We start from the raw sequence: 20,078 nt of genomic DNA on the forward strand, positions 1-20,078 counted from the left end.
GGTCACGGGTGCGTGGCGCGGTCGCTGACTGACCGCTCAGCTCAGCGGAACGACCGTCCGGCGACGGTGAGGTTTGCCGCTTACGCGGGGTGTGGGCACGTTGGGGGCGACGTTTCTCGTCCTCGTCGGAGAGGAAGCAGCTCATGCTTTCCGCACTCGATCGTCGGCACACCGTCGCGCCGCCCGGCTACAGCCGGTGGCTCATCCCCCCGGCGGCGTTGGCCATCCACCTCTGCATCGGTCAGGTCTACGCGACCAGCGTCTACAAGAACTCGCTGATCGCCCACTTCGACACCAGCCAGACGGCGATCGGGGTGATCTTCAGCATCGCGATCGTGATGCTCGGGTTGTCAGCGGCGGTCGCCGGGACCTGGGTGGAGGCGAACGGGCCGCGCAAGGCCATGTTCGTCTCGGCCTGCTTCTGGGCGGCGGGTTTCCTGGTGGGCTCGCTGGGCATCGCCACGAAGCAGCTGTGGCTGCTGTATCTGGGCTACGGGCTGCTCGGCGGCATCGGGCTGGGCATCGGCTACATCTCCCCCGTCTCCACACTGATCAAGTGGTTCCCGGACCGGCCAGGGCTGGCCACCGGGTTGGCGATCATGGGGTTCGGTGGTGGGGCGATGGTCGCCTCTCCCCTGTCGCGGCAACTGTTGTCGTTCTACGACGCCGGCTACGACCCGGCCAACGCGGGGTCGACGGCGTCGGGCAGCGCCCTGGTGTGGCTGTTCGTGACGCTCGGCCTGGGCTACTTCGTGATCATGATGTTCGGCGTGGCGAACGTGCGGGTGCCCGCGGAGGGCTGGCGGCCGGCCGGCTTCGACCCCGCCAGCGTGGCGGCGAAGCCGCTGGTCACCACGGCGAACGTGTCGGCGGCGAACGCGGTGAAGACCCGCTCGTTCTGGCTGCTGTGGGTGGTGCTGTTCTGCAACGTGACCGCCGGCATCGGCATCCTGGAACAGGCCAGCCCGATGATCCAGGACTTCTTCCGCGACAACGGCACCTCCGCGGTGACCGTCGCGGCGGCCGGCGGGTTCGTGGGTCTGCTGTCGCTGTTCAACATGGCCGGGCGGTTCGCGTGGTCGTCCACCTCGGACATCATCGGCCGCAAACCGATCTACCTGGTGTACCTGGGTGTCGGCATGGTGCTCTACGCGCTACTGGCGCTCGTCGGGCAGACTTCGACCGCCCTGTTCGTGCTGTTGGCCTGCGTGATCCTGTCGTTCTACGGCGGTGGCTTCGCGACAGTGCCGGCGTACCTGCGGGACCTGTTCGGCACCTTCCAGGTCGGGGCGATCCACGGTCGGCTGCTGACCGCCTGGTCGGCGGCCGGGATCGCCGGTCCGCTGATCGTCAACGGGTTCCTCGACGCGCAGGGCGAGCCGGGCTCGCTGACCGCCGCTGCGTACCGTCCGGCGCTGTTCACGATGGTGGGCGTGCTGGCCGTGGGCTTCGTGGCGAACCTGCTGGTGCGGCCGGTGCCGCAGCGCTACCACGAACCGTCGACGGAGCAGAACGCCGACCATCGCGCGGATGAGGACACGACGGCCCAGAGGAGTGGTACGCGATGAGTGACGACAGCCGATCCGGGCAGCAGGCCCGGTTGTGGGTCTCCTGGTTGGTGGTGGCGGCGCTGCTCGGCTACGGGGTGGCGCAGACGGTCATCACGGCGGCGAAGCTGTTCACCCACTGAGCGGTGAGCCGGGGCGCGCGGCGCGCCCCGGCTCACAGACCGCCGGCGACCCGCAACACGGTCCCGGTGGTGTACGAGGCGTCCGGGCCGAGCAACCAGGCGATGGCGGCGGCGATCTCGTCGGGTTCGCCGGCGCGGCCCAGCGGGATGCGACCGACGGCGGAGTCGGCGCGGTCCGGGACCCCGGAGTCGGCGTGGATGTCGGTGCGCACGATGCCGGGGGCCACGGCGTTGACCCGGATGCCCTTCGGGGCGAGTTCCTTGGCCAGGCCGACGGTGAGGGTGTCGGTGGCGGCCTTCACGGCGGCGTAGTGCACGTACTCCCCCGGGCTGCCGAGGGTCGCCGCCGCCGACGAGACGTTGACGATCGCCCCACCGTCGGTGAGCCGGTGGGCGGCCTGCTGGGCGCAGAGGACGTAACCGACGAGGTTGACGTCGACGACCCGGTGCAGGTCCTCGACGCGCAGCTCGGTGAACGGCCCGATCAGGCTGGTGACGCCGGCGTTGTTGACCAGGCCGGTGAGCGGGCCGAGCTGCGCGGCGGCGTCGAACAGGGCGTGCACCTGATCGGGGTCGGTGGTGTCGGCGCGTACCGCGATGGCCTGTGCGCCGGCTGCCCGCAGGTCGGCCAGGACGGCGGTGGCGGCGGCGTCGTCGCGGCGGTAGCACAGGGCCACGTCGTGACCGGCGGCGGCGAGCCGCCGGGCGGTGGCCGCGCCGATGCCCCGGCCGCCGCCGGTGATGACGGTGACGGGTGCCACGGTGCCTCCCGGGGAGTCTGACGGCTGCGCGATGCTCGTGCCGACGCTACCGTGACCGGCGCGGGACGGTCGTCGAGAGGAGGGTCACATGCGGCGCGCGTTGGTGCTCGGCGGTGGCGGGGTGACCGGGGTGGCCTGGGAGTTGGGGCTGCTGGCCGGGTTGGTCGAGCGGGGTGTGCCGGTCACCGAGGCGGATCTGGTGGTGGGCACGTCGGCGGGTTCGATGGTCGGCGCGCAGGTGTGCTCCGGGTTGCCCGTCGAGCGTTTCTACACCGAGCAGTTGGCGCCGTCGTCGAGTGAGCGGGCGGCACGGTTGGGCTTCGCGGCGCTGGCGCGGCTCGTTTGGGCCGGTGGGCGGACCCGCGATGCGGTGCGCTCGCGGGCGCGGATCGGGGCGATGGCGGTGGCGGCGCGTACCCAGTCGGAGGCGTCGCGACGGGTGGTGATCGAGGCCCGTCTGCCGGTCCGGGAGTGGCCGCGGCGGCGGCTGCTGATCACGGCGGTGGACGCGTCGTCCGGTGAGTTCGTGGTCTTCGACAGCGGCAGCGGGGTGTCCCTGGTGGACGCTGTGGGCGCGAGTTGCGCGGTGCCCGGGGTGTGGCCGCCGGTGACGATCGGCGCGCGCCGCTTCGTCGACGGTGGGATGCGCTCGACGGTGAACGCTGACCTGGCAGCGGGCGCGGGCGCGGTGCTGGTGCTCGCGCCGACGTCGGCGGCGTTCGGGCCGATGCCACGGCTGTCGGCGCAGGTGGACGCGTTGCGGGCGGCCGGGTCGCGGGTGGTGGTGCTGACGCCGGACGCGGCGGCGCGGACGGCGATCGGCCGCAACGTGCTGGACCCGGCGCGGCGCGCGGGCGCGGCGCGGGCCGGGCGGGCCCAGGCCGATGTGGTGGCCGACGAGGTGACGACGCTCTGGGCGTGATCGCTTACGCTCACCGCGCGGTCGATCAGACGATGGAGGTGCGCGATGGCGGGTGTGGGTGTCGGCGACGTGGTGCAGGATTTCGAGCTGCCGGACGAGACGGGCACGCCGCGGCGGCTGTCGGAGTTCCTGGCGGCCGGACCGGTGGTGCTGTTCTTCTACCCGGCGGCGATGACCCGGGGGTGCACGGCGGAGAGCTGCCACTTCCGCGACCTCGCGGCGGAGTTCACGGCGCTGGGCGCGACGCGGGTGGGCATCAGCCGCGACCCGGTGGCGAAGCAGGCCGAGTTTTCGAAGCTGCACGGCTTCGACTATCCGCTGCTGTCGGACGCCGACGGCGCGGTGGCGCAGCAGTTCGGGGTCAAGCGGCGGGTGCCGTTGGGGCCGTTGAGCATGAAGCGCATGACGTTCGTCATCGGCACCGACCAGCGGATCATCGAGGTGATCCACAGCGAGGTCAGCATGAACGAGCACGCGGACCGGGCGCTGCGGGCGCTGGGCGGCTGAGCGGGCGTCAGCCCCGTGCGGCGGGTGTCGCAGTCGGCTGGTATCAAGACAGCAATCAAACAGGTGTACGGAAGAGGGTTGTGATGGATGCCGGCCAGGGTTTGTCCACTAGCGAGGTGCAGAGCATCCGGGAGTCGTTGGCGGCCGGGCGTAAACCGCGGGTGGTGTTCACCGCGTCGGCGGGGCAGATCGCCGGTCAGGTCGGTCAGGTGATCGAGCTGACCGACCCGGAGGTGTCCGACGAGTTCGTGGTGGTGCGCTTCGGTCGCGACGAGTTGCCGTTCTCCCCCGCCGACCTGGCCGTGGCGCCCAAGGGCGTCACCCGTCGGGTGGTGGAGCCGAAGCCGGAGCCCGAGCCCGAGCCGCCGGCGGTGGCCGCGCCGGAGTTCGTGTTGGACACGCCGCGGGTGCCCGCGCAGCGACAGGAGGAGCCGAAGGTGGAGCAGACGGAGAAGCCGCCGGCGCGGCGGGCGGTCAAGGCCGTCAAGCCGAAGAGCCCCGCGGGCCTCACCGTGACCTTGGCGTACGCCGACGGCGAGTGGACCGTCGCCGCGCAGCAGGGCAGCAAGGCCCTCGCGAAGCCGTACGTGGTGAAGCCGGCGGAGGCGTTGAAGATGGTGGCCCTGGTCGACGTGCCGGGGGTGCAGGAGGCGGTGGAGCAGATCCTCGGCACCGAGCGGGCCGAGGCGGAGCAGCAGGCCGAGAAGCTGCGCGCCGAGCTGGCCGAGATCGAGGCCCGGCTGGCGGAGCTGCGCGAGGCCCGCTGAGGGCTGTCAGTGCCGGCTGTGGTGGCGCAGCAGTCGGGTGAGCAGTCGCGTCAGCTGCTCGCGCTCGGTGGTGGACAGCGGTGCGAGCAGGTCGACCTGGACGCGCGCGAGGGTCGCGCCCAGCCGGCGGGCCTCGTCGGCGCCGGCGTCGGTGGCGCTGATGACGTTGCGGCGGCGATCGGCCGGGTCGGGGGCACGCACCACGAGCCCTCGGCCGGCCAGGTCGTTGATGGCGGCCACCACGTCGCTGCGGTCGATGCCGCAGCGACGGCCGAGGTCGGCCTGGCTCGCGGGCCCGTCCTCGGCCAGGGTGGCGAGCAGCCGGTAGTGGTAGCCGCGCAGGTCGTGCGCGGCGAAGCCCTCGCTGAGCAGGCGGGCGGCGTGACCGGCGGTCTGGTTGAGCAGCCAGCTCGCTGTGGTGCTGAGCCCGGCGGGTGACTGCGGGGCCGCGTTGTCCATGCGGCGCAGCCTATCAGGAATCGTTGGCGCGACCCACGATCGGATGTTACGTTGGCGCAACCAACGTTGGCTCGGCCAACGTATCGAAGGAGGCGTCATGTCCACCGTCCCCACCCTCAACGGCCAGGTCATCGGCCAGGCCCACTACGCCACCCGGGCCCTGCTCGAACGGGCCATCAGCACACTCGGCGTCACGTTCAACCAGGTGGTCGCGCTGCACGTCCTCGCCCAGGGCCCGATCGCACGCGCAGACCTCACGCACCGGGTCACCAGCACGCTCAAGATCGACGATTCGGCCGCGCGCCAGGTGGTCGACCACCTCGTCGACGCCGGCCTAGCGCAGGTCGCCGGTCCGGCCGGCGGCGACGAGCCACGGCTGGCGCTCACCGACACCGGTCGCGCCACGCAACGCGCTGTCGTCGCCGCCGTCGCCGACCTCAGCGCCCGGCTGTACGCGGGAATCCCCACCGACGAGGCCAGCACGGCAGCGCGGGTGCTCACCATCGTCACCCGACACGCGAACGCCGAACTGGCTGCCACCCCGGCCTGACCGGACGCCGCCACCGGGCGGCCGGCATCCAGGACACGGAGCCCGGCCGCCCGGGGCCCCTACCGCGCCGGGCGCTGCCCGAGCTCCGACACGACCGCCCGTTGCAGCACCGCTGTCGTGCCCAGCACCGTCCCGGCCGGCCCGTCGACGGTGTCCGCCACGAGATAGCTGCGCTCACCGAGGTAGTCGAAGCTCTGCTCATCGAAGATCCACTCGTCGCGGCGGCTCCGCTCGGTGTGCGCGACGGCGATCCCCCGCCGCCCGGCCGCGTCGGTGACACCGCGCACCACCTCGACCCCGGGGATCTTCGCCGCGGCCCGGTAGAGCGCGGCGCTCGCGACCGGCGGCACCAACGACTCGCGCAGGATGTCGCCGATCGCGGTGAACGCCGCGCCGTCGCGGCTGTTGCCCCGGCCCCGCTGCTGACGTTCCCGGTACAGCTTCGCCAGCAGGGCGTCCGGGTCCTCGGGCAGGTCGACCAGCGCCGCGTTCGGCGTCACGTCCGTGAGCGTCTCGCGTTGCGGGATCACACCGACGATCGGAGCGTGGAAGAACGGCTGCTGCACCAGGCCGTCACCCCGCTCGTGCCGGGGGATCCAGATCTCCCGCTCGTGCACCGGTGGCAGTCGGGCCGGGCCGTCACCGAGCTCGGCGAAGGCGCCCCGGCTCCTGATGTAGACGTACCCGCCCTCGCCGGGCGGTGGCCCCGGCCTGCCGGTGGCCACCGCGGCCATCCGGTTGAGCAGCAGTGACGCCCCGACGCGTTCCCCCTGCTCGACCGGGACGATCAGTGGCGCGCTGTCCGACGACCACGGTTGGGCGACCATCCCGGCCGCAACCGCGACGGTCAGCACGCCCGCCACCGGCACGAGCACCCGCATCCGTCGTGGCCGCCGCGACGGCCGTCGGACCTCGGTCAGCAGATGACGCCGCAGTGCCTGTCGGCGCACCGCCGGCAGGGCCGGCACGGGCGGGGCGGTGGGCTCTCTCATCGGTACTCTCCCTGCTCGACGGGGGTCATCCGGGCGCCGGTCAGCTCCTGCTGCGCCAGCGCCCGCAGCCGGGTCCGGGCCCGCGACAGTCGGGAGCGCACGGTCCCGACGGGTACGCCCAGCGCCTCGGCCGCCGCCGCGTAGTCCAGTTGCGACCACACGCAGAGCAGGAACACCTCCCGGTCGGCGCGGCGCAACGCCCGCAGTCCCGCCAGGGCGGCGGCCACCTGGTCGGCGTCGTGCATCCGGTCGACCACCGCGTCGGCGAAGTCGGGGACGGTGTCGCGTACCGGCAGCCGCCGCAACGCCTCCCGGTGCCGGCGCGCCGCCCGCCGGCGGTTGCGTAGGACGTTTGTCGCGATCCCGAGCAGCCACGGCCGCAGACCGTCCCCGTCCGGGCGCAGGGATTCGCGGATCCGCCACGCTTCGAGAAAGGTCAGCGACACGACGTCCTCGGCGTGCGCCGCATCGCTTCCACTCCACAGCGCATGTCGATGAACCGCCTCGGCGTGCTCGTCGAAGAGCTCACCCAACGCGTCGGAGTCTCCGGCCCGGATCCGGGCCCGCATCTCGGCTGTCACACCTGTATCTGTCCGCTGTCGCCGCTGAGTTCCCACTTCGGAGGCGGAAACCATCGGCCCGCCGGTCAGAAGTAGTCGAGCAACTGCGCGGGCCCGCCGCAGGCCAGGAGGTCGAGCGCGCCCGGGTCGACACCCGGGCTGTGGTGCAGCAGCCCGGCCTGCGCGACCGAGCGGGCCTGCGCGGCACCGGCGTAGAGCAGGGCGAAGCCGCGTACGTCCAACCGCAGGTCGGCCTCGCCGCCGACCCGGGTCAGCTCGGCGTCGCCGTCGGCGACGGTCAGCCTCCAGGTGCCGGTGTTCCACTCGGCGAGCGGGTCGGTGAGGGCGAAGTCGACGACGCCTCGGGCGTGGGCGGGCCACCCCCGCGCGCTCACCGCGCGGGCGACGTCGACCGGTCGGTGCATCCACAGGTCCCGCTCGTGGTCGCGGGCCGACTCCAACGGCAGGACGGTGCTGACCGCGTCGCCGTCGAGCGGGCACAGTCGCAGCGTCGGCGCGACGCTGGCCCAACTGCCGAGCACCCCGACAAGTTCCCGGGCGGCCCCGGGCGTGACAGCGAGGGCCTCGTCGACGGTGAGCACCGAATCCGCTCCGTAGCCCCGGCCCCGCTGCCAGGTGGCGTAACCGACCAGCTCGCCGTCGGCCTCGACGAGGGTGACCCCGTCGCCGGGCAGACCGCGGTCGGCGGCGTCGAACAGCTCACCCCGGCGGGTCAGCATGCCGTTGCGGTGCCGGGTGACCCGCTCGTACAGGGCGTCGACGGCCGGCAGGTCGGCGGGCGTACCCGCTCGGACGGTGAGGTGCGACGCGGGCCGGTGCCGGGGCAACGCGGCGGTGGCCAGGTCGACGGTGCGCAGCACCCCCGCGGCCTCCCACCCGCAGGCCCGGTACGGGGCGGCGACGGTCGGATAGAGCGCGCTGATCGCCGCCTGACGGTCGCGGGCACCGCGCAGCAGCGCGCTGAGCAGGGCTCGCGCCACGCCATGACCACGGGCCTCGGGGGCGACGGCCACCCCGGCCACGTCGGCGGCCGACACCGCCCGCCCGGACCACCACTGGTCGTGGTGCAGGTCGACGGCCTTGCCGACGAGCCGACCGGAGTCGTCGAACGCGCCCCAACGGGTCAGGCCGGGCACCGGCGCGGGCGCGGGCGCCGGGCGCTGCGGGTCGGAGCCGAACGCGAAGCGGCCCAGCTCCCAGGCGGCGTCGAGGTCGTCGGCGGTGAGTTCGCGTACGTGCACAGTGGCGGGCATCGGCACACCGTAAACGAGCCCACCCCCCACCAACCGCCCGATTTTCCCGACGCTCCCGCGCTGCGCCGTCCCCGCTGGTGCGCGATCCCCCGCTCTCGGCGGTCAGTGTTGCGGGATGTTGGCCACGCCGATGCGCTTGCGGAACACCCAGTACGTCCACCCCTGGTAGGCCAGCACCACCGGAGTGAAGATCACCGCCACCCAGGTCATGATCTTCAGGGTGTACGGGGTGGACGCGGCGTTGGTGGCCGTCAGCGTGCCGGCCGCGTCCAGCGTGGAGGGCAGTACGTTCGGGAACAGCGCCGCGAACAGGGTCGCCACCGCCAGGCCGATCGCCACGGCCGTGCCGGTGAACGCCCAGCCCTCCCGGCGTACCCGGGCGGCGGCCAGACCGCCGAGCAGGGCGAGGGCCGCGCCAACAGCCAGCACGACGGCGGCCGCGCTGGAGCGGATGTTCAACGTCCAGGTCAGGAACCCGACCGCGAGCACGGCGGCGCCCACACCCAGGCGCACGGCGAGCGCGCCGGCCCGCTCGCGGATGTCGCCGGTGGTCTTCAGGGCGAGGAACACCGCGCCGTGGGTGAGGAACAGCGCGAGGGTGGTCGCGCCGCCCAGCAGGGCGTACGGGTTGAGCAGGTCCAGCAGGCCGCCGACGTACTCGTGGTCGGCGTCCAGCGGCACGCCGCGCAGGATGTTGGCGAAGGCGACGCCCCACAGGATCGCCGGCAGCAGCGAGCCGACCACGATCGCCGCGTCCCAGCGACGTTTCCAGGACGCCTCGGGGCGCTTGTGCCGGTACTCGAAGGCGACCCCTCGGGCGATCAGGGCCAGCAGGATCAGCAGCAGTGGCAGGTAGAAGCCGGAGAAGAGGGTGGCGTACCACTCGGGGAACGCGGCGAACATGGCGCCACCGGCGGTGATCAGCCACACCTCGTTGCCGTCCCAGACCGGGCCGATGGTGTTGATCAGGACGCGGCGTTCCCGGTCGTCGCGGCCGAGCACGGGCAGCAGCATGCCGACGCCGAAGTCGAAGCCCTCCAGGATGAAGTACCCGGTGAACAGCACGGCGACGAGGAGAAACCAGATGGTGGTCAGTTCCACGATGGGCTCCGGGATCAGTAGGCGAAGGCGAGCGGGCGCTCGGCGTCGTCGTGGGTGTCGTCGATGGGGTGCTCTTCGCTGACGTCGGGTACGCCGGCCTTGGCGTAGCGCAGCAGCAACTTGACCTCGATCACGGCGAGGGTGGCGTAGATCAGCGTGAACGCGGTGAACGAGGTGAGGACCTCGGCCAGCGAGACACTGCGGGACACGCCGTTGCGGGTGAGCATCTCGCCGAAGACGATCCACGGCTGGCGGCCCATCTCGGTGAAGATCCAGCCGAAGGAGTTGGCGAGCAGCGGCAGCACCGGCATGGCCAGCCCGGCGCGCAGCAGCCACTTGCTGCTCGGGGTGCGGCCCTTGCGCTGGCTCCAGAGCACCAGCAGGGCGATCGCGGCGGCGGCCATCCCGAAGGCGATCATGAAGCGGAAGCTCCAGTAGGTGACCGGGATGATCGGGGTGTAGCTGCCGGCGCCGTACTGACTGGCGTACTGGGCCTGCAGGTCGTTGATGCCGTGCACTGTGCCGTTCGGGTCGCCGGTGCCCAGGTACGACAACAGGTACGGGATCTTGATGGCGAACACCTCGCGGCTGCCGTCCAGGCTGCCGATGGTGAGCACCGAGAACGAGGCGGGGCTCTCGGTGGTGTAGAGGCCTTCGGCGGCGGCCATCTTCATCGGCTGCACGTCCGTCATGATCTTGCCCTGGATGTCGCCGGTGAACAGCACGGCCGCGGAGGCGACCAGGACCACCCAGGAGCCGAACTTCGTGGCGAAGCGGTACGCGCCGGTGTCGGCGGAGTCGCGGTTGCGGATCACGTGGTACAAGCCGACCGCCACGACCAGCGACCCGGCGACCAGGAACGAGCCGGCCAGGGTGTGCGGAAAGGTGATCAGGGCGACCTTGTTGGTCAGCACGGCCGGGAAGTCGGTCAGCTCGGCGCGTCCGCTGTCCGGGTTGATCCGGTAGCCCACCGGGTTCTGCATGAACGAGTTCGCGGCGAGGATGAAGTACGCGGACAGGTTGGTGCCGATCGCGGCGGCCCAGATGCTGGCCAGGTGCGCCCGCTTGGGCAGCCGGTCCCAGCCGAAGATCCACAGGCCGATGAAGGTGGATTCGAGGAAGAACGCGACGAGCGCCTCGATGGCCAGGGGTGCGCCGAAGATGTCGCCGACGAAGCGGGAGTAGTCGCTCCAGTTCATGCCGAACTGGAACTCCTGCACGATGCCGGTGACCACACCCATGGCGAAGTTGATCAGGAACAGCTTGCCGTAGAACTTGGTGAGCTTGAGGTAGCGCTCGTTGCCGGTGCGGTGCCACATCGTCTGGAGGATGGCCACCAGCACGGAGAGGCCGATGGTCAGCGGCACAAAAAGGAAGTGGTAGACGGTGGTGACACCGAACTGCCAGCGGGCAACGTCCAACGCGTCCACCTGAAAACCCCCAACGATCCGTACTACGAGACGTAGTAAATACTACTGCTCGTCGTAGAGGATTGGGCAGGGCCTTGTGGCCCGAAACGGCCCGGGACCAATGACCCTGATCACCCGACCCGCCCTCGCGGCCCCGCCGGAGCGTGCGACGATGGCGCGCTGATGGACACCGCACACACCACCTGGCAGCCGCCACTGATCTGGCGCGCTGCCCTGCTGCTGGCCCGGGGCCTGGTCGGCCTGCTCGCCCGCCTCGAGGTCACCGGCGACGTCCCGACGCACCTACGGCACGGTCCCTTGGTGCTGACCGCCAACCACATCAGCCCATTCGACCCGCTGGTGATGGCCGCCGCCTGCCAGACCCGCGGCGTCGCCCCCCGGATCATGGCGACCGCCGGGCTGTTCCGGGCCCCGGTGCTCGGCGCCGCCATGCGCCACGCCGGGCACATCCGGGTCGACCGGGGCACCAGCGCCGTGCACCAGGCCCTCGACAACGCCGCCACGGCCGTCGCGCGTGGCTCGGTGATCCTCATCTACCCCGAGGGGCGCATCGGCCTGGACCCGGGCCTGTGGCCCGAACGCGGCAAGACCGGTGCCGCCCGCCTCGCCCTGGCCTGCGGCGCCCCGGTCGTCCCGGTCGCCCAGTGGGGCTCGCACGAGGTGCTGCCCTACCAGGCGCCCCGCGGAATGCTGCGCGGCATCGCCCGCTCGCTGTGGCGCCGCCCGGTGGTCCGGGTGCACTTCGGCACCCCCGTCGACCTGGGCGAGACGGCGGCCGCCAACCCCGGCGCGGCCCGCCGCGCCACCGACCGGATCATCGACGCTCTCACCGACACCCTCGCCCCGCTGCGCCCCGACGAACCCGACCGGCCCCGCCACGTCGACCCCGGACGCCCCATCGACCTCAGCCGCACCCACCGCCGCCACTCAGGCTGAGGCCACCGCCGCGACCGCCGAGGTTGCCGCGACGTCGAGGTGCGCCAGTGCCCGGAGACCCCGCACGGGCGCCGGAAAGCCGGGTCGGGCGCCGGGTGGAACGGTCTGCCGGGGGGCTGCGGCACCGAGGTCAGCCGGGTGCCCCCCAACACCACCTTCGCGTCCTTTGCTCTGCACCCGCGGAGGCACCAGCTACTGAAGGTGACTGTCGACTCCGCGGGTGCAGAGCAAAGGACGAAGGACAGGCATCCGGAGGTGGGGGCCGTAGGCCGGTCCGGCGGGACCGTGCGGCCGACTGGCATGCCGACGTCGCGCCTGCCGACCACGGCAACCACCCGTGCCGCCTCCCCGGCGTCCCAGGCATGATCTTCGCCGGCAGGCCACCCGCGCTCCACCGGCGACGGGCATACTGCGTCGCGTGTTGACCCGATTCGGCTACCTCGACGCGCCCGCGCCGCTGGCGTTCGCCCACCGTGGCGGCGCCGCCGAGGGCGACGAGAACACCACCGAGGCGTTCGCCCGGGCCATCGGGCTCGGCTACCGGTACGTGGAAACCGACGTGCACGCCACCGCCGACGGCGTCGCGGTGATCTTCCACGATCCGACGTTGCGCCGGGTCACCGGCGAGGCAGGGCGCATCGCCGAGATGAGCTGGGCGGACCTCGCCTCCGTACGCGTCGGCGGCGCTGCCGTCGTACCCCGGCTCGACGAGGTGTTGGGGGCGTGGCCGCAGGTCCGCTTCAACATCGACGTGAAGGCCGACGGCGGCGTCGAGCCGACGGTCGCGACAGTGACCCGGGCCGGCGCCGGCGACCGGGTGCTGCTCGCCTCGTTCAGCGACGCCCGACTGACCCGGCTGCGGGCGCTCACCGAGGGACGCGTCGCCACGAGCCTCGGCATGCGCGGCGTCGCCCGGCTGCGGCTGGCCTCCCTGCACGGGCGTCCGCTGCGGCTGCCGCCGTCGGTGGTCGCCGCGCAGGTGCCGCCGCGTTACGGGCGGGTGCCGGTGGTGGACCGCCGGTTCCTCGACTACTGCCACCGGATCGGCCTGCAGGTGCACGTCTGGACGATCGACGAACCCGCCCAGATGCACGACTTACTGGATCGTGGCGTGGATGGCATCATGACCGATCACGTCGGCGTGCTGCGCGACGTCTACCGCAGCCGCGGCCACTGGGCCGCCTGAGCCATTCCAAGGACCCCCGATGGCCGAGACCGTGACCCCCACGGTGGACGACACCCCGCCTCCCGCGAGCACCCGCCGGGAGCGCCGGGGCTGGTACATCTACGACTGGGCCAACTCCGCGTTCCAGACCACCGTCATCACCGTGTTCCTCGGCCCGTTCCTGACCACTGTCGCCGAGGTGGCGGCCGGGTGCGAGCTGGGTGCGGATTCGTGCGACGGCTTCGTGTACCCGCTCGGCATCAAGGTCGCCGCCGGGTCCTACTACCCGTACCTGATCTCGCTGTCGGTGTTCCTCACCGTGTTCGTGCTGCCGGTCATCGGGGCGATAGCGGACCGGTCGGCGCACAAGAAGCGGCTGCTCGGCGGTGCCGCGTTCACCGGCGCCGGCGCCACCATCGCGATGGCGTTGGTCACCGGCGACCGATACCTGCTCGGCGGGGCGCTGTTCCTGGTCGCCAACATCTCGTTCGGCGCCGCGATCGTGGTCTACAACTCGTTCCTGCCGCAGCTCGGCGGCCCCGACGAACGCGACGGCATCTCCAGTCGCGGCTGGGCGCTGGGCTACCTCGGCGGCGGTCTGCTGCTGGCGCTCAACCTGGTCGCGATCACCCTGCTCGACGACGGTGACAACCCGCAACGCACCCTGGACCTGGCCCGCTGGTCGATTGTGTCCGCCGGTGTCTGGTGGGCGCTGTTCACGCTGGTCCCGCTGCGGTGGCTGCGTGAGCGCCCGCCGGCGGCGGCACCGGCCGGCGGCGGCAACATTCTCACCGACGGGTTCCGCCAGCTCGGCCGCACCGTCCGCGAGATCAAGGCGTACCCGCTGACGCTGTACTTCCTGCTGGCTTTCCTGGTCTACAACGACGGCATCCAGACCGTCATCACCCTGGCCAGCCAGTACGGCACCGAGGAACTGCGCCTGGAGCAGAGCACCCTGATCATCACCATCCTGCTGGTGCAGTTCCTCGCCTTCGGCGGAGCGTTGAGCCTGGGCGCGCTGGCCCGGCGCATCGGCGCGTGGAAGACAGTGCTGCTCAGCCTGGTCCTCTGGACCGGTGTGATCATCGCGGCGTTCCGGCTGCCCGCCGAGGCGCCGGTGCCGTTCATGGTCCTCGGCGCGGCCATCGGCCTGGTCCTGGGCGGCAGCCAGGCGCTGAGCCGGTCGCTGTTCAGCCAGCTCATCCCCACCGGGAAGGAAGGCGAGTACTACGGCTTCTACGAGATCAGCGACAAGGGCACCAGCTGGCTCGGCCCGCTCGCCTTCGGCCTGGTGTTCCAGCTCACCTCCTCCTACCGGGTGGGCCTGGTCTCACTGCTGATCTTCTTCGTGGTCGGTTTCCTGCTCCTCGCCGCCGTACCGATGCGCCGTGCCATCGTCGCCGCCGGCAACACGCCACCGCGGGTACTCTGAGCACGCGTCCCGCGCCCGACAGATCAGGAGTGGCCGATCGGCTAGGCTGCCCGACCGTGACTGACGACGCCACCACCGCCCCGACCTGCCTGGCCCATCCGTTCCCCGGCCAGCCGCACGCTCCGGCCGCGTGCGCGGCGGCGCGTGGGCTCGACGGGCGGCCGGTGCACGCGGCGGCGTTGAAGTTCTTCTGGGGGCCGATGGACTGCGGCAAGTCCACGATGGCGTTGCAGATGAACTACAACCACGCCCGGCAGGGCCGGCGCGGGCTGGTCACCACCCGCATCGACCGGTCGCTGGGACCGCAGGTCACCACCCGCATCGGCCTGGCCCACGAGGCCATCGAGGTCACCGACGACCTGGACCTGCGGGCCCTGGTGCGCGGCCGGTGGGCCGACGGGGTACGCGTGGACTACCTGATCTGCGACGAGGCGTGCTTCTACACCGTCGAGCACGTCGAGCAGATGGCCGAACTGGTCGACAGCTACGACGTCGACGTGTTCGCGTTCGGCCTGGCCACCGACTTCCGGTCGCGGATGTTCCCCGCCGCGCAACGCCTGTTCGAACTGGCCGACGAGGTGGCTCGCATCCAGGTCGAGGTGCTCTGCTGGTGCGGCCGCGAAGGGCTGCTCAACGCCCGCGTCGTCGACGGGCGGGTCGTCCGTGAGGGCGCCCAGGTCGTCATCGGCGACACCGTCGACACCGCCGAGGTGCGCTACCAGGTGCTCTGCCGCCGGCACTACCGCAGCGGCGACCTCGGCCCCCGCGACTGAGGCGCCCACCACCGCTGTAGCTGGAACCGACCCGGTGCGCCGGACGGTCAGGACGACGGCCGGGCCGCGTCGGCCCGCACCCGGAACCGGTCGGTCAGGATCACGGCGACCGTCACCGCCAACGCCACAGCGGCGCACACCGCGACGGGTGCCCCCAGCACCACACCTGTCGGCATCAGCGCCAGCAGGACCACCACCGCCGCGACCCGGCTGATCGGCAGGATCCGCCACAGCAGCGCCTTGTAGGCGGCGTGCCCGGCCAGGAACAGCGCGGGACCCCCCAGGGTGAGCAGTACGTCGACAGTGGTGGCCGGCGCGCCGGGCTCCCGCAGCAACCGCTCGTCCGCCGCCGACGCGACGACGACACCGGCGACGATCACCGGGTGCAGGAAGTTGAATGCGACCCGGCTCAACGCGCCGGTACGCTCCCCGGCCTGGGCGATGACCTGCGTGGCCGCCGGGGCCGAGCGGGCGAAGTACACCCACCACAGCGCCACCGAACCGCCGAACGCCAGCAGGAACGCCCCGGACGTCACCAGGTTCACGTGCGACGTGAGGGTGCTGCCGGTGACCAGGATCGACTCCCCCAGCGCGATCAGGACGAACGCCGCGCACCGTTCGGCCAGGTGCCCGCCCTCCACCATCCACCGCTCGGGTCGGCTGCGTCCCCGTCGCGGCAGCGGATAGCCGATCGAGAGGCCGACCACCTCGATCACGATCACCGTCGCCCACACCGCGTCCCGGGCGGCACCGCCGACCAGGCCACCGACGACCACGAGCACCGACGTTCCGGTGATCCACGGCAGCGACTGCTGGAATCCGGCCACCAACCATGGACTGCCCTGCACCGCCCACAACGCGAACAGGGTGCGTCCCACCTGCACGATGACGTAGACCAGCGCGAAGAGCAGGCCGGTCGAGCCGAACGCTTCCGGGATCGTCGCCGACAACAGCAGGCTGCCCAGCCCCACCCCGATCAGCATCGTCCGCACCGGCCCCTGGTCCGGTTGCAGCCAGTTCGTCAGCCAGGTGGTGTAGACCCAGACGAGCCACACCAGCGCCAGCAACAGGCCGGTACGTCCCGCGCCCCGCCAGTCCAGGTGCGCGAGCAGGTAGTGCGACAGCTGGGTGATGGTGAAGATGAAGACGAGGTCGAAGAAGAGTTCCGTCGAGGTGGTCGGCTGCACCCCCTCGCGCGGTCGCAGCAACTGTGGGCGTAGCGGGGCGGCGACCGTGGGCCTAGAAGGGGTCACCGCACACCCGCCAGCTTCCGTCCTCACGGACCACCGGTAGGCGACGTTCTTCGCTGAGCCCGCCGTCGCGGGTTACCTTCACGGTCACCGTGCCCTGCGGTCGTCCGCTGCGGGTCGCGACCGACACGTCGGTGATCTCGTAGTCGGTGACCATCGGTGGTGTCCGCACCCAACTGGTGAAGCCGATCTCGCTCCAGCGGCTGCGCGCGTCCTCGCAGAGCCGCTCGTACGCCCGGTCGCTGTCGCCGAGGGCCACCTCGCTGAGGAAACCGTCGGCGGTCTCCCGGATCGGGCCGGCGGCCTGCCGGACGGTCTGCAGGTTCCAGGCGCCCAGCCCGGCCACCCCCACGCAGCACAGCGCCACGCCGAACCCGGCGAACGCCAACCCGGTGCGCATCGGGCGGTGACGCCGGGCCGGTCGGCTCCACGACTGGCCCGCACCCACGACTACCGACCGTAGAGAAGACGGTCACGCCGACGGGCGACAAGCCGGAAACTGGGTGCGCCCGATGGGCGGGTGTGCCCTGTTCGCGGCGGCCCCGCATCGTCTACCGTCGGCGCACATCCCCCGAGCAGTGCCAGGAGCCGATCGATGAGCCGCTTCGTGCAGCCGGTACCACCCCCCGTCGACCCGTACGCCGGCGATGGTCTGCTGCGGTCCTGGCTGGAGCGTCACCTCGGCCCGGGCGGGCACGCCGCCGCGAAGGGCCGTCTCGCGGACCTGGCCGCCGACGTCACCGGCCCGCTGCGCGCGGCGCACGCCGACGCCGAGGCGAACCCGCCGACGCTGGTCCGCTACGACCCGTGGGGTGCCCGGATCGATCGCATCGACACCTCCGCCGGTTGGCAGGCGCAACGTGCCGCCGCCGCCCGACACGCCGTGGTGGCGCTGCCCTACCTGCCGGACGCGCGGGGCACCTGGGGTGCCGCCGCGCGGGTCGTGCAGCACGCCCTGCTGCACCTTTACGGGCCGGAGTCGGCGACGTTCTCCTGCCCGGTGGCGATGGCCGACGGGGCGGCGGCGCTGCTCAGCACGCCCGACGTCGATGCCACGGTCCGCGACACGTGGCTGCCCCGGCTGATCTCCACGGACCCGGCCACGGCGATCACCAGCGGGCAGTGGATGACCGAGTCGCAGGGCGGTTCCGATCTGGGCCGCTCCAGCACCCTCGGCCGACCGGCGGCGGACGGTTCGTGGCGGCTGACCGGGGAAAAGTGGTTCTGCTCCGCCGCCGACGCGGCGATGGCGGTGGCGCTGGCCCGGCCCGAGGGCGCCGGGCGGGGCAGCCGGGTGCTCGCCCCGTTCCTCGTTCCCCGGTACGCGGTCGACTCACCGCTGGCCGACGGCGCGGCGCCCGGCGCACCCGCACCGGGTGTCACGGTGCACCGGCTCAAGGACAAGCTGGGCACCCGGGCGCTGCCCACCGCCGAGATCGGCCTGCGCGACGCGTACGCCCTCCCGCTGGGTGACCCGGCGGTGCCCGGTCTGGTCCGGGCGATGACTCTGGTCGTGGTGACCCGGGTGCACAACGCCGCGGCGGCGGCCGGCGGGATGCGACGGGGTCTCGCCTACGCCCGCGCGTACGCCGAGGTGCGGCACGTCGCCGGCGGCCCGCTGGTGTCCTCGCCCCTGCACCGGGCCACCCTGGGCACCCTCGCGGTTGACGCGGCGGGCGCGTTCGCTCTCGCCGGGCACGCCTTCGCCCTGCTCGGGCGGGTCGAGGTCGGCGCCGACCCGGAGGCCGCGGCCGAGCTGCGCATCGTGGCACCGTTGGCGAAGCTCGCCACCGGTCGGCTCGCCGTCAGCTCCGCCAGCGAGTACGTGGAGAGCTTCGGCGGGGCCGGCTACGTGGAGGACACCGGCGTGCCCCGCCTGCTGCGCGACGCCCAGGTGCTGCCGATCTGGGAGGGCACCACCAATGTGCTGGCCCTGGACGTGCTGCGCGCGTTGACCCGGGAGGACGCCGGGACGCCGCTGCTGAGTCGGCTGACCGCCGCCGTCGACCTCGCGCGGCCGCTGTCGCCGGTGCTGGCCGACACCCTGGCCACCGCCGCCGCGCAGTTGGCGGAGACCATCGCCGCGGTGACCGTCGAACCGGGTGCGCCGGCGGTGCTCGCGGGTGCCCGCGGTCTGGCGTTGCGCCTGGCGTACGCGCTGACCACCGCGTTGCTCGTCGAGCACGCCACGTGGGGCGACGAGCAGGCGGAGCTGGCCGCCCGGCTGTGGGCGCGCCGTTGGCTGCGGCACGAGGAGATCGCCGAGGACGCCCACCATCACCTCGACCTGCTCTGCTGACCGGTCGGCGCGAGCGGACGGGTGAACGCCATGTCGGTGCTGATCGAGCTGGGTGACGACAGGGGCGCGCCCCTGGAGGAGCGCCGCCCACCGCCGCAGGTGTCCCGCCGCTGGCGGGTGGCGGTGCTGGTGGCGGCCTGTGTCCTGCTGCTCGGTGGTGCCGCCCCGGCCGCGCGCCTGACGCCGCAGTCCGGGCCGGCGCTGCCCGCCCGGGCGACGGTGCTGGGCGCGGGGCCGCTGCTGCTGGTCGTCGACCCTGAGCCGAACCCGCCGACGCTGAGCGCCTACGACTCGGTCGCGCCGAACGGCCCGCCGCGGTGGCGGGTCACAGTGCCGCCCGCCGCCGGGTGGTCCGCTGAGGTCGCCGGTGATGTGTTGCTGCTGGTCGAGCGCGACCAGGCGCTCGGGGCACGGATGACCACCGGGCGGTCGTTGCGGACCGGCGAGCCGGTGTGGCGGCGACCCGAGCGGGTGTACGCGGCCGGGGACGCGGCGGTCGCGGTGAGCGAGGTGCGCAGCGCCTCCGAACCGGGTCGGCGGGTCGAGGGCACGGTGCACGGCGTCGACCCGGCCACCGGCGCGACCCGGTGGTCGGTCCCGCTGCCCTCCACTGCGGTGCTGCGGGCGCTGCCCGGCCTGCCTGGGCGGGTGCTGCTGGTGCAGGACGACGGGTTGGTCCGGCTGCTCGACGCCCGCGACGGCACCGAACGTGGGCGGGGACAGCTTCCGCCGGCCGACTACGGCCCGGACAATCCCCAGGTCGTCGGGGCGCACCTGGTGCTGCGCCACCCACGCGGCGGTGCGGTGGCGCTGACCGGCTACGACCTACCCGGGCTGGTGCCGCGCTGGCGGTCGCCGGTGCAGCCGGGTGACCTGATCCTGCGGCCCTGCCAGGGTCTGCTCTGCGGGCAGGACGAGCAGGGACGCTGGGCGATCGACGCGGGCAGCGGGGTGCGGGTGTGGACGTGGCCGGGCGGGGCGCGCTGGCGAACGGTCGCTGGCCCACGGGTCGCCACGGAACCCCTGGTGGTGCTGGGGATGGCGGCCGACGGTAGGCGCTCCCTGGTCGCGACGGTGGGGCGCGACGGTCATCGGGTGTCCGCTGTGCTCCCGGCGGGTGTGACCGACTGCCGCCGGGTCGGCGCCGGGTTGATCTGCCGCGACGGCACGGCCCGCGTGACGTTCTGGCCCCTCGACATCCCCTGACCCC

At 72.6% G+C, this 20,078-nt stretch carries 21 protein-coding genes; 12 read left to right on the top strand and 9 right to left on the bottom strand.

Features of this window, described 5'->3' with window-relative positions; all coding sequences use genetic code 11:
* Positions 1–143 precede the first annotated feature (143 nt).
* Both ACFYPG_RS00270 and ACFYPG_RS00275 read left to right on the top strand, forming a co-directional pair.
* Positions 144–1,568: an OFA family MFS transporter gene (locus tag ACFYPG_RS00270; protein WP_387349205.1), complete on the top strand. Its 1,425-nt coding sequence runs from the start codon at positions 144–146 to the stop codon at positions 1,566–1,568.
* Positions 1,565–1,690 carry a hypothetical protein gene (locus ACFYPG_RS00275; protein WP_355007533.1) on the top strand — a complete coding sequence of 42 codons (126 nt, stop codon included), beginning with the start codon at positions 1,565–1,567 and terminating at the stop codon, positions 1,688–1,690. Before ACFYPG_RS00270 ends, ACFYPG_RS00275 begins: the two co-directional genes overlap by 4 nt.
* 32 nt (positions 1,691–1,722) lie before the next feature.
* Here ACFYPG_RS00275 and ACFYPG_RS00280 read toward each other — a convergent pair whose 3' ends face one another.
* The gene (locus ACFYPG_RS00280) at positions 1,723–2,451 is read right to left on the bottom strand and encodes an SDR family oxidoreductase (RefSeq protein ID WP_387349206.1); all 729 of its coding nucleotides are present in this window, start codon (positions 2,449–2,451) and stop codon (positions 1,723–1,725) included.
* A gap of 88 nt (positions 2,452–2,539) precedes the next feature.
* Between ACFYPG_RS00280 and ACFYPG_RS00285 the strand changes: the two genes are divergently transcribed.
* From ACFYPG_RS00285 to ACFYPG_RS00295, 3 genes are all read left to right on the top strand, one after another.
* Positions 2,540–3,373 (top strand): patatin-like phospholipase family protein, encoded by an 834-nt coding sequence (locus ACFYPG_RS00285; protein ID WP_387349207.1) that lies wholly within the window; start codon positions 2,540–2,542, stop codon positions 3,371–3,373.
* A gap of 45 nt (positions 3,374–3,418) precedes the next feature.
* On the top strand, positions 3,419–3,880 hold the full coding sequence (locus tag ACFYPG_RS00290; protein ID WP_355007530.1) for a peroxiredoxin: 462 nt from the start codon (positions 3,419–3,421) through the stop codon (positions 3,878–3,880).
* Between the two features lie 83 nt (positions 3,881–3,963).
* Positions 3,964–4,647, top strand: a complete 684-nt coding sequence (locus tag ACFYPG_RS00295; RefSeq protein WP_355007529.1) for a hypothetical protein — start codon at positions 3,964–3,966, stop codon at positions 4,645–4,647.
* Between the two features lie 6 nt (positions 4,648–4,653).
* On the opposite strand, the gene ACFYPG_RS00300 is transcribed toward ACFYPG_RS00295, so the two are convergent.
* A complete protein-coding gene (locus ACFYPG_RS00300) occupies positions 4,654–5,106 on the bottom strand; it encodes a MarR family transcriptional regulator (RefSeq protein ID WP_355007528.1) in 453 nt (150 codons plus the stop codon).
* A 97-nt stretch (positions 5,107–5,203) separates the two neighbouring features.
* Here ACFYPG_RS00300 and ACFYPG_RS00305 point away from each other — a divergent pair, with 97 nt between their 5' ends.
* Positions 5,204–5,656, top strand: a complete 453-nt coding sequence (locus tag ACFYPG_RS00305) for a MarR family winged helix-turn-helix transcriptional regulator (protein ID WP_355007527.1) — start codon at positions 5,204–5,206, stop codon at positions 5,654–5,656.
* A gap of 59 nt (positions 5,657–5,715) precedes the next feature.
* On the opposite strand, the gene ACFYPG_RS00310 is transcribed toward ACFYPG_RS00305, so the two are convergent.
* The 5 genes from ACFYPG_RS00310 to ACFYPG_RS00330 form a co-directional block, all read right to left on the bottom strand.
* Positions 5,716–6,648, bottom strand: coding sequence for a CU044_5270 family protein (locus ACFYPG_RS00310; protein ID WP_387349210.1), 933 nt, complete (start codon positions 6,646–6,648; stop codon positions 5,716–5,718).
* A complete protein-coding gene (locus tag ACFYPG_RS00315; protein ID WP_387349212.1) occupies positions 6,645–7,229 on the bottom strand; it encodes an RNA polymerase sigma factor in 585 nt (194 codons plus the stop codon). The genes ACFYPG_RS00310 and ACFYPG_RS00315 overlap by 4 nt, the downstream gene beginning before the upstream one ends.
* 65 nt (positions 7,230–7,294) lie before the next feature.
* Positions 7,295–8,482 (bottom strand): enhanced intracellular survival protein Eis, encoded by a 1,188-nt coding sequence (gene eis, locus ACFYPG_RS00320; protein ID WP_387349213.1) that lies wholly within the window; start codon positions 8,480–8,482, stop codon positions 7,295–7,297.
* Between the two features lie 102 nt (positions 8,483–8,584).
* Positions 8,585–9,583: a cytochrome d ubiquinol oxidase subunit II gene (gene cydB, locus ACFYPG_RS00325; protein ID WP_355007524.1), complete on the bottom strand. Its 999-nt coding sequence runs from the start codon at positions 9,581–9,583 to the stop codon at positions 8,585–8,587.
* A 14-nt stretch (positions 9,584–9,597) separates the two neighbouring features.
* Positions 9,598–11,013, bottom strand: coding sequence for a cytochrome ubiquinol oxidase subunit I (locus ACFYPG_RS00330; protein ID WP_357258702.1), 1,416 nt, complete (start codon positions 11,011–11,013; stop codon positions 9,598–9,600).
* Between the two features lie 162 nt (positions 11,014–11,175).
* On the opposite strand from ACFYPG_RS00330, the gene ACFYPG_RS00335 reads away from it, so the two are divergent.
* From ACFYPG_RS00335 to ACFYPG_RS00350, 4 genes are all read left to right on the top strand, one after another.
* Entirely contained in the window at positions 11,176–11,949 is a 774-nt protein-coding gene (locus ACFYPG_RS00335; RefSeq protein ID WP_387349216.1) for a lysophospholipid acyltransferase family protein, read from the top strand.
* Between the two features lie 418 nt (positions 11,950–12,367).
* Positions 12,368–13,135, top strand: coding sequence for a glycerophosphodiester phosphodiesterase (locus ACFYPG_RS00340; protein ID WP_355007521.1), 768 nt, complete (start codon positions 12,368–12,370; stop codon positions 13,133–13,135).
* Between the two features lie 19 nt (positions 13,136–13,154).
* On the top strand, positions 13,155–14,546 hold the full coding sequence (locus ACFYPG_RS00345) for an MFS transporter (RefSeq protein WP_387349218.1): 1,392 nt from the start codon (positions 13,155–13,157) through the stop codon (positions 14,544–14,546).
* Between the two features lie 56 nt (positions 14,547–14,602).
* Positions 14,603–15,319 (top strand): thymidine kinase, encoded by a 717-nt coding sequence (locus ACFYPG_RS00350; protein ID WP_387349219.1) that lies wholly within the window; start codon positions 14,603–14,605, stop codon positions 15,317–15,319.
* A 47-nt stretch (positions 15,320–15,366) separates the two neighbouring features.
* Here the strand turns inward: ACFYPG_RS00350 and ACFYPG_RS00355 are convergent, their stop codons facing one another.
* Together ACFYPG_RS00355 and ACFYPG_RS00360 are read right to left on the bottom strand one after the other, a co-directional pair.
* Positions 15,367–16,572: a low temperature requirement protein A gene (locus ACFYPG_RS00355; RefSeq protein WP_387349221.1), complete on the bottom strand. Its 1,206-nt coding sequence runs from the start codon at positions 16,570–16,572 to the stop codon at positions 15,367–15,369.
* Positions 16,559–17,017 (bottom strand): hypothetical protein, encoded by a 459-nt coding sequence (locus ACFYPG_RS00360; RefSeq protein WP_387349223.1) that lies wholly within the window; start codon positions 17,015–17,017, stop codon positions 16,559–16,561. Before ACFYPG_RS00360 ends, ACFYPG_RS00355 begins: the two co-directional genes overlap by 14 nt.
* Before the next feature lie 147 nt (positions 17,018–17,164).
* Between ACFYPG_RS00360 and ACFYPG_RS00365 the strand changes: the two genes are divergently transcribed.
* Both ACFYPG_RS00365 and ACFYPG_RS00370 read left to right on the top strand, forming a co-directional pair.
* The gene (locus ACFYPG_RS00365; protein ID WP_387349224.1) at positions 17,165–18,868 is read left to right on the top strand and encodes an acyl-CoA dehydrogenase family protein; all 1,704 of its coding nucleotides are present in this window, start codon (positions 17,165–17,167) and stop codon (positions 18,866–18,868) included.
* A gap of 30 nt (positions 18,869–18,898) precedes the next feature.
* Positions 18,899–20,074, top strand: coding sequence for a PQQ-binding-like beta-propeller repeat protein (locus ACFYPG_RS00370; protein WP_355007517.1), 1,176 nt, complete (start codon positions 18,899–18,901; stop codon positions 20,072–20,074).
* The last annotated feature ends 4 nt before the right edge of the window (positions 20,075–20,078 follow it).

The sequence above is a fragment of the Micromonospora sp. NPDC005553 genome (assembly GCF_042871765.1).
Classification (GTDB): domain Bacteria; phylum Actinomycetota; class Actinomycetes; order Mycobacteriales; family Micromonosporaceae; genus Micromonospora.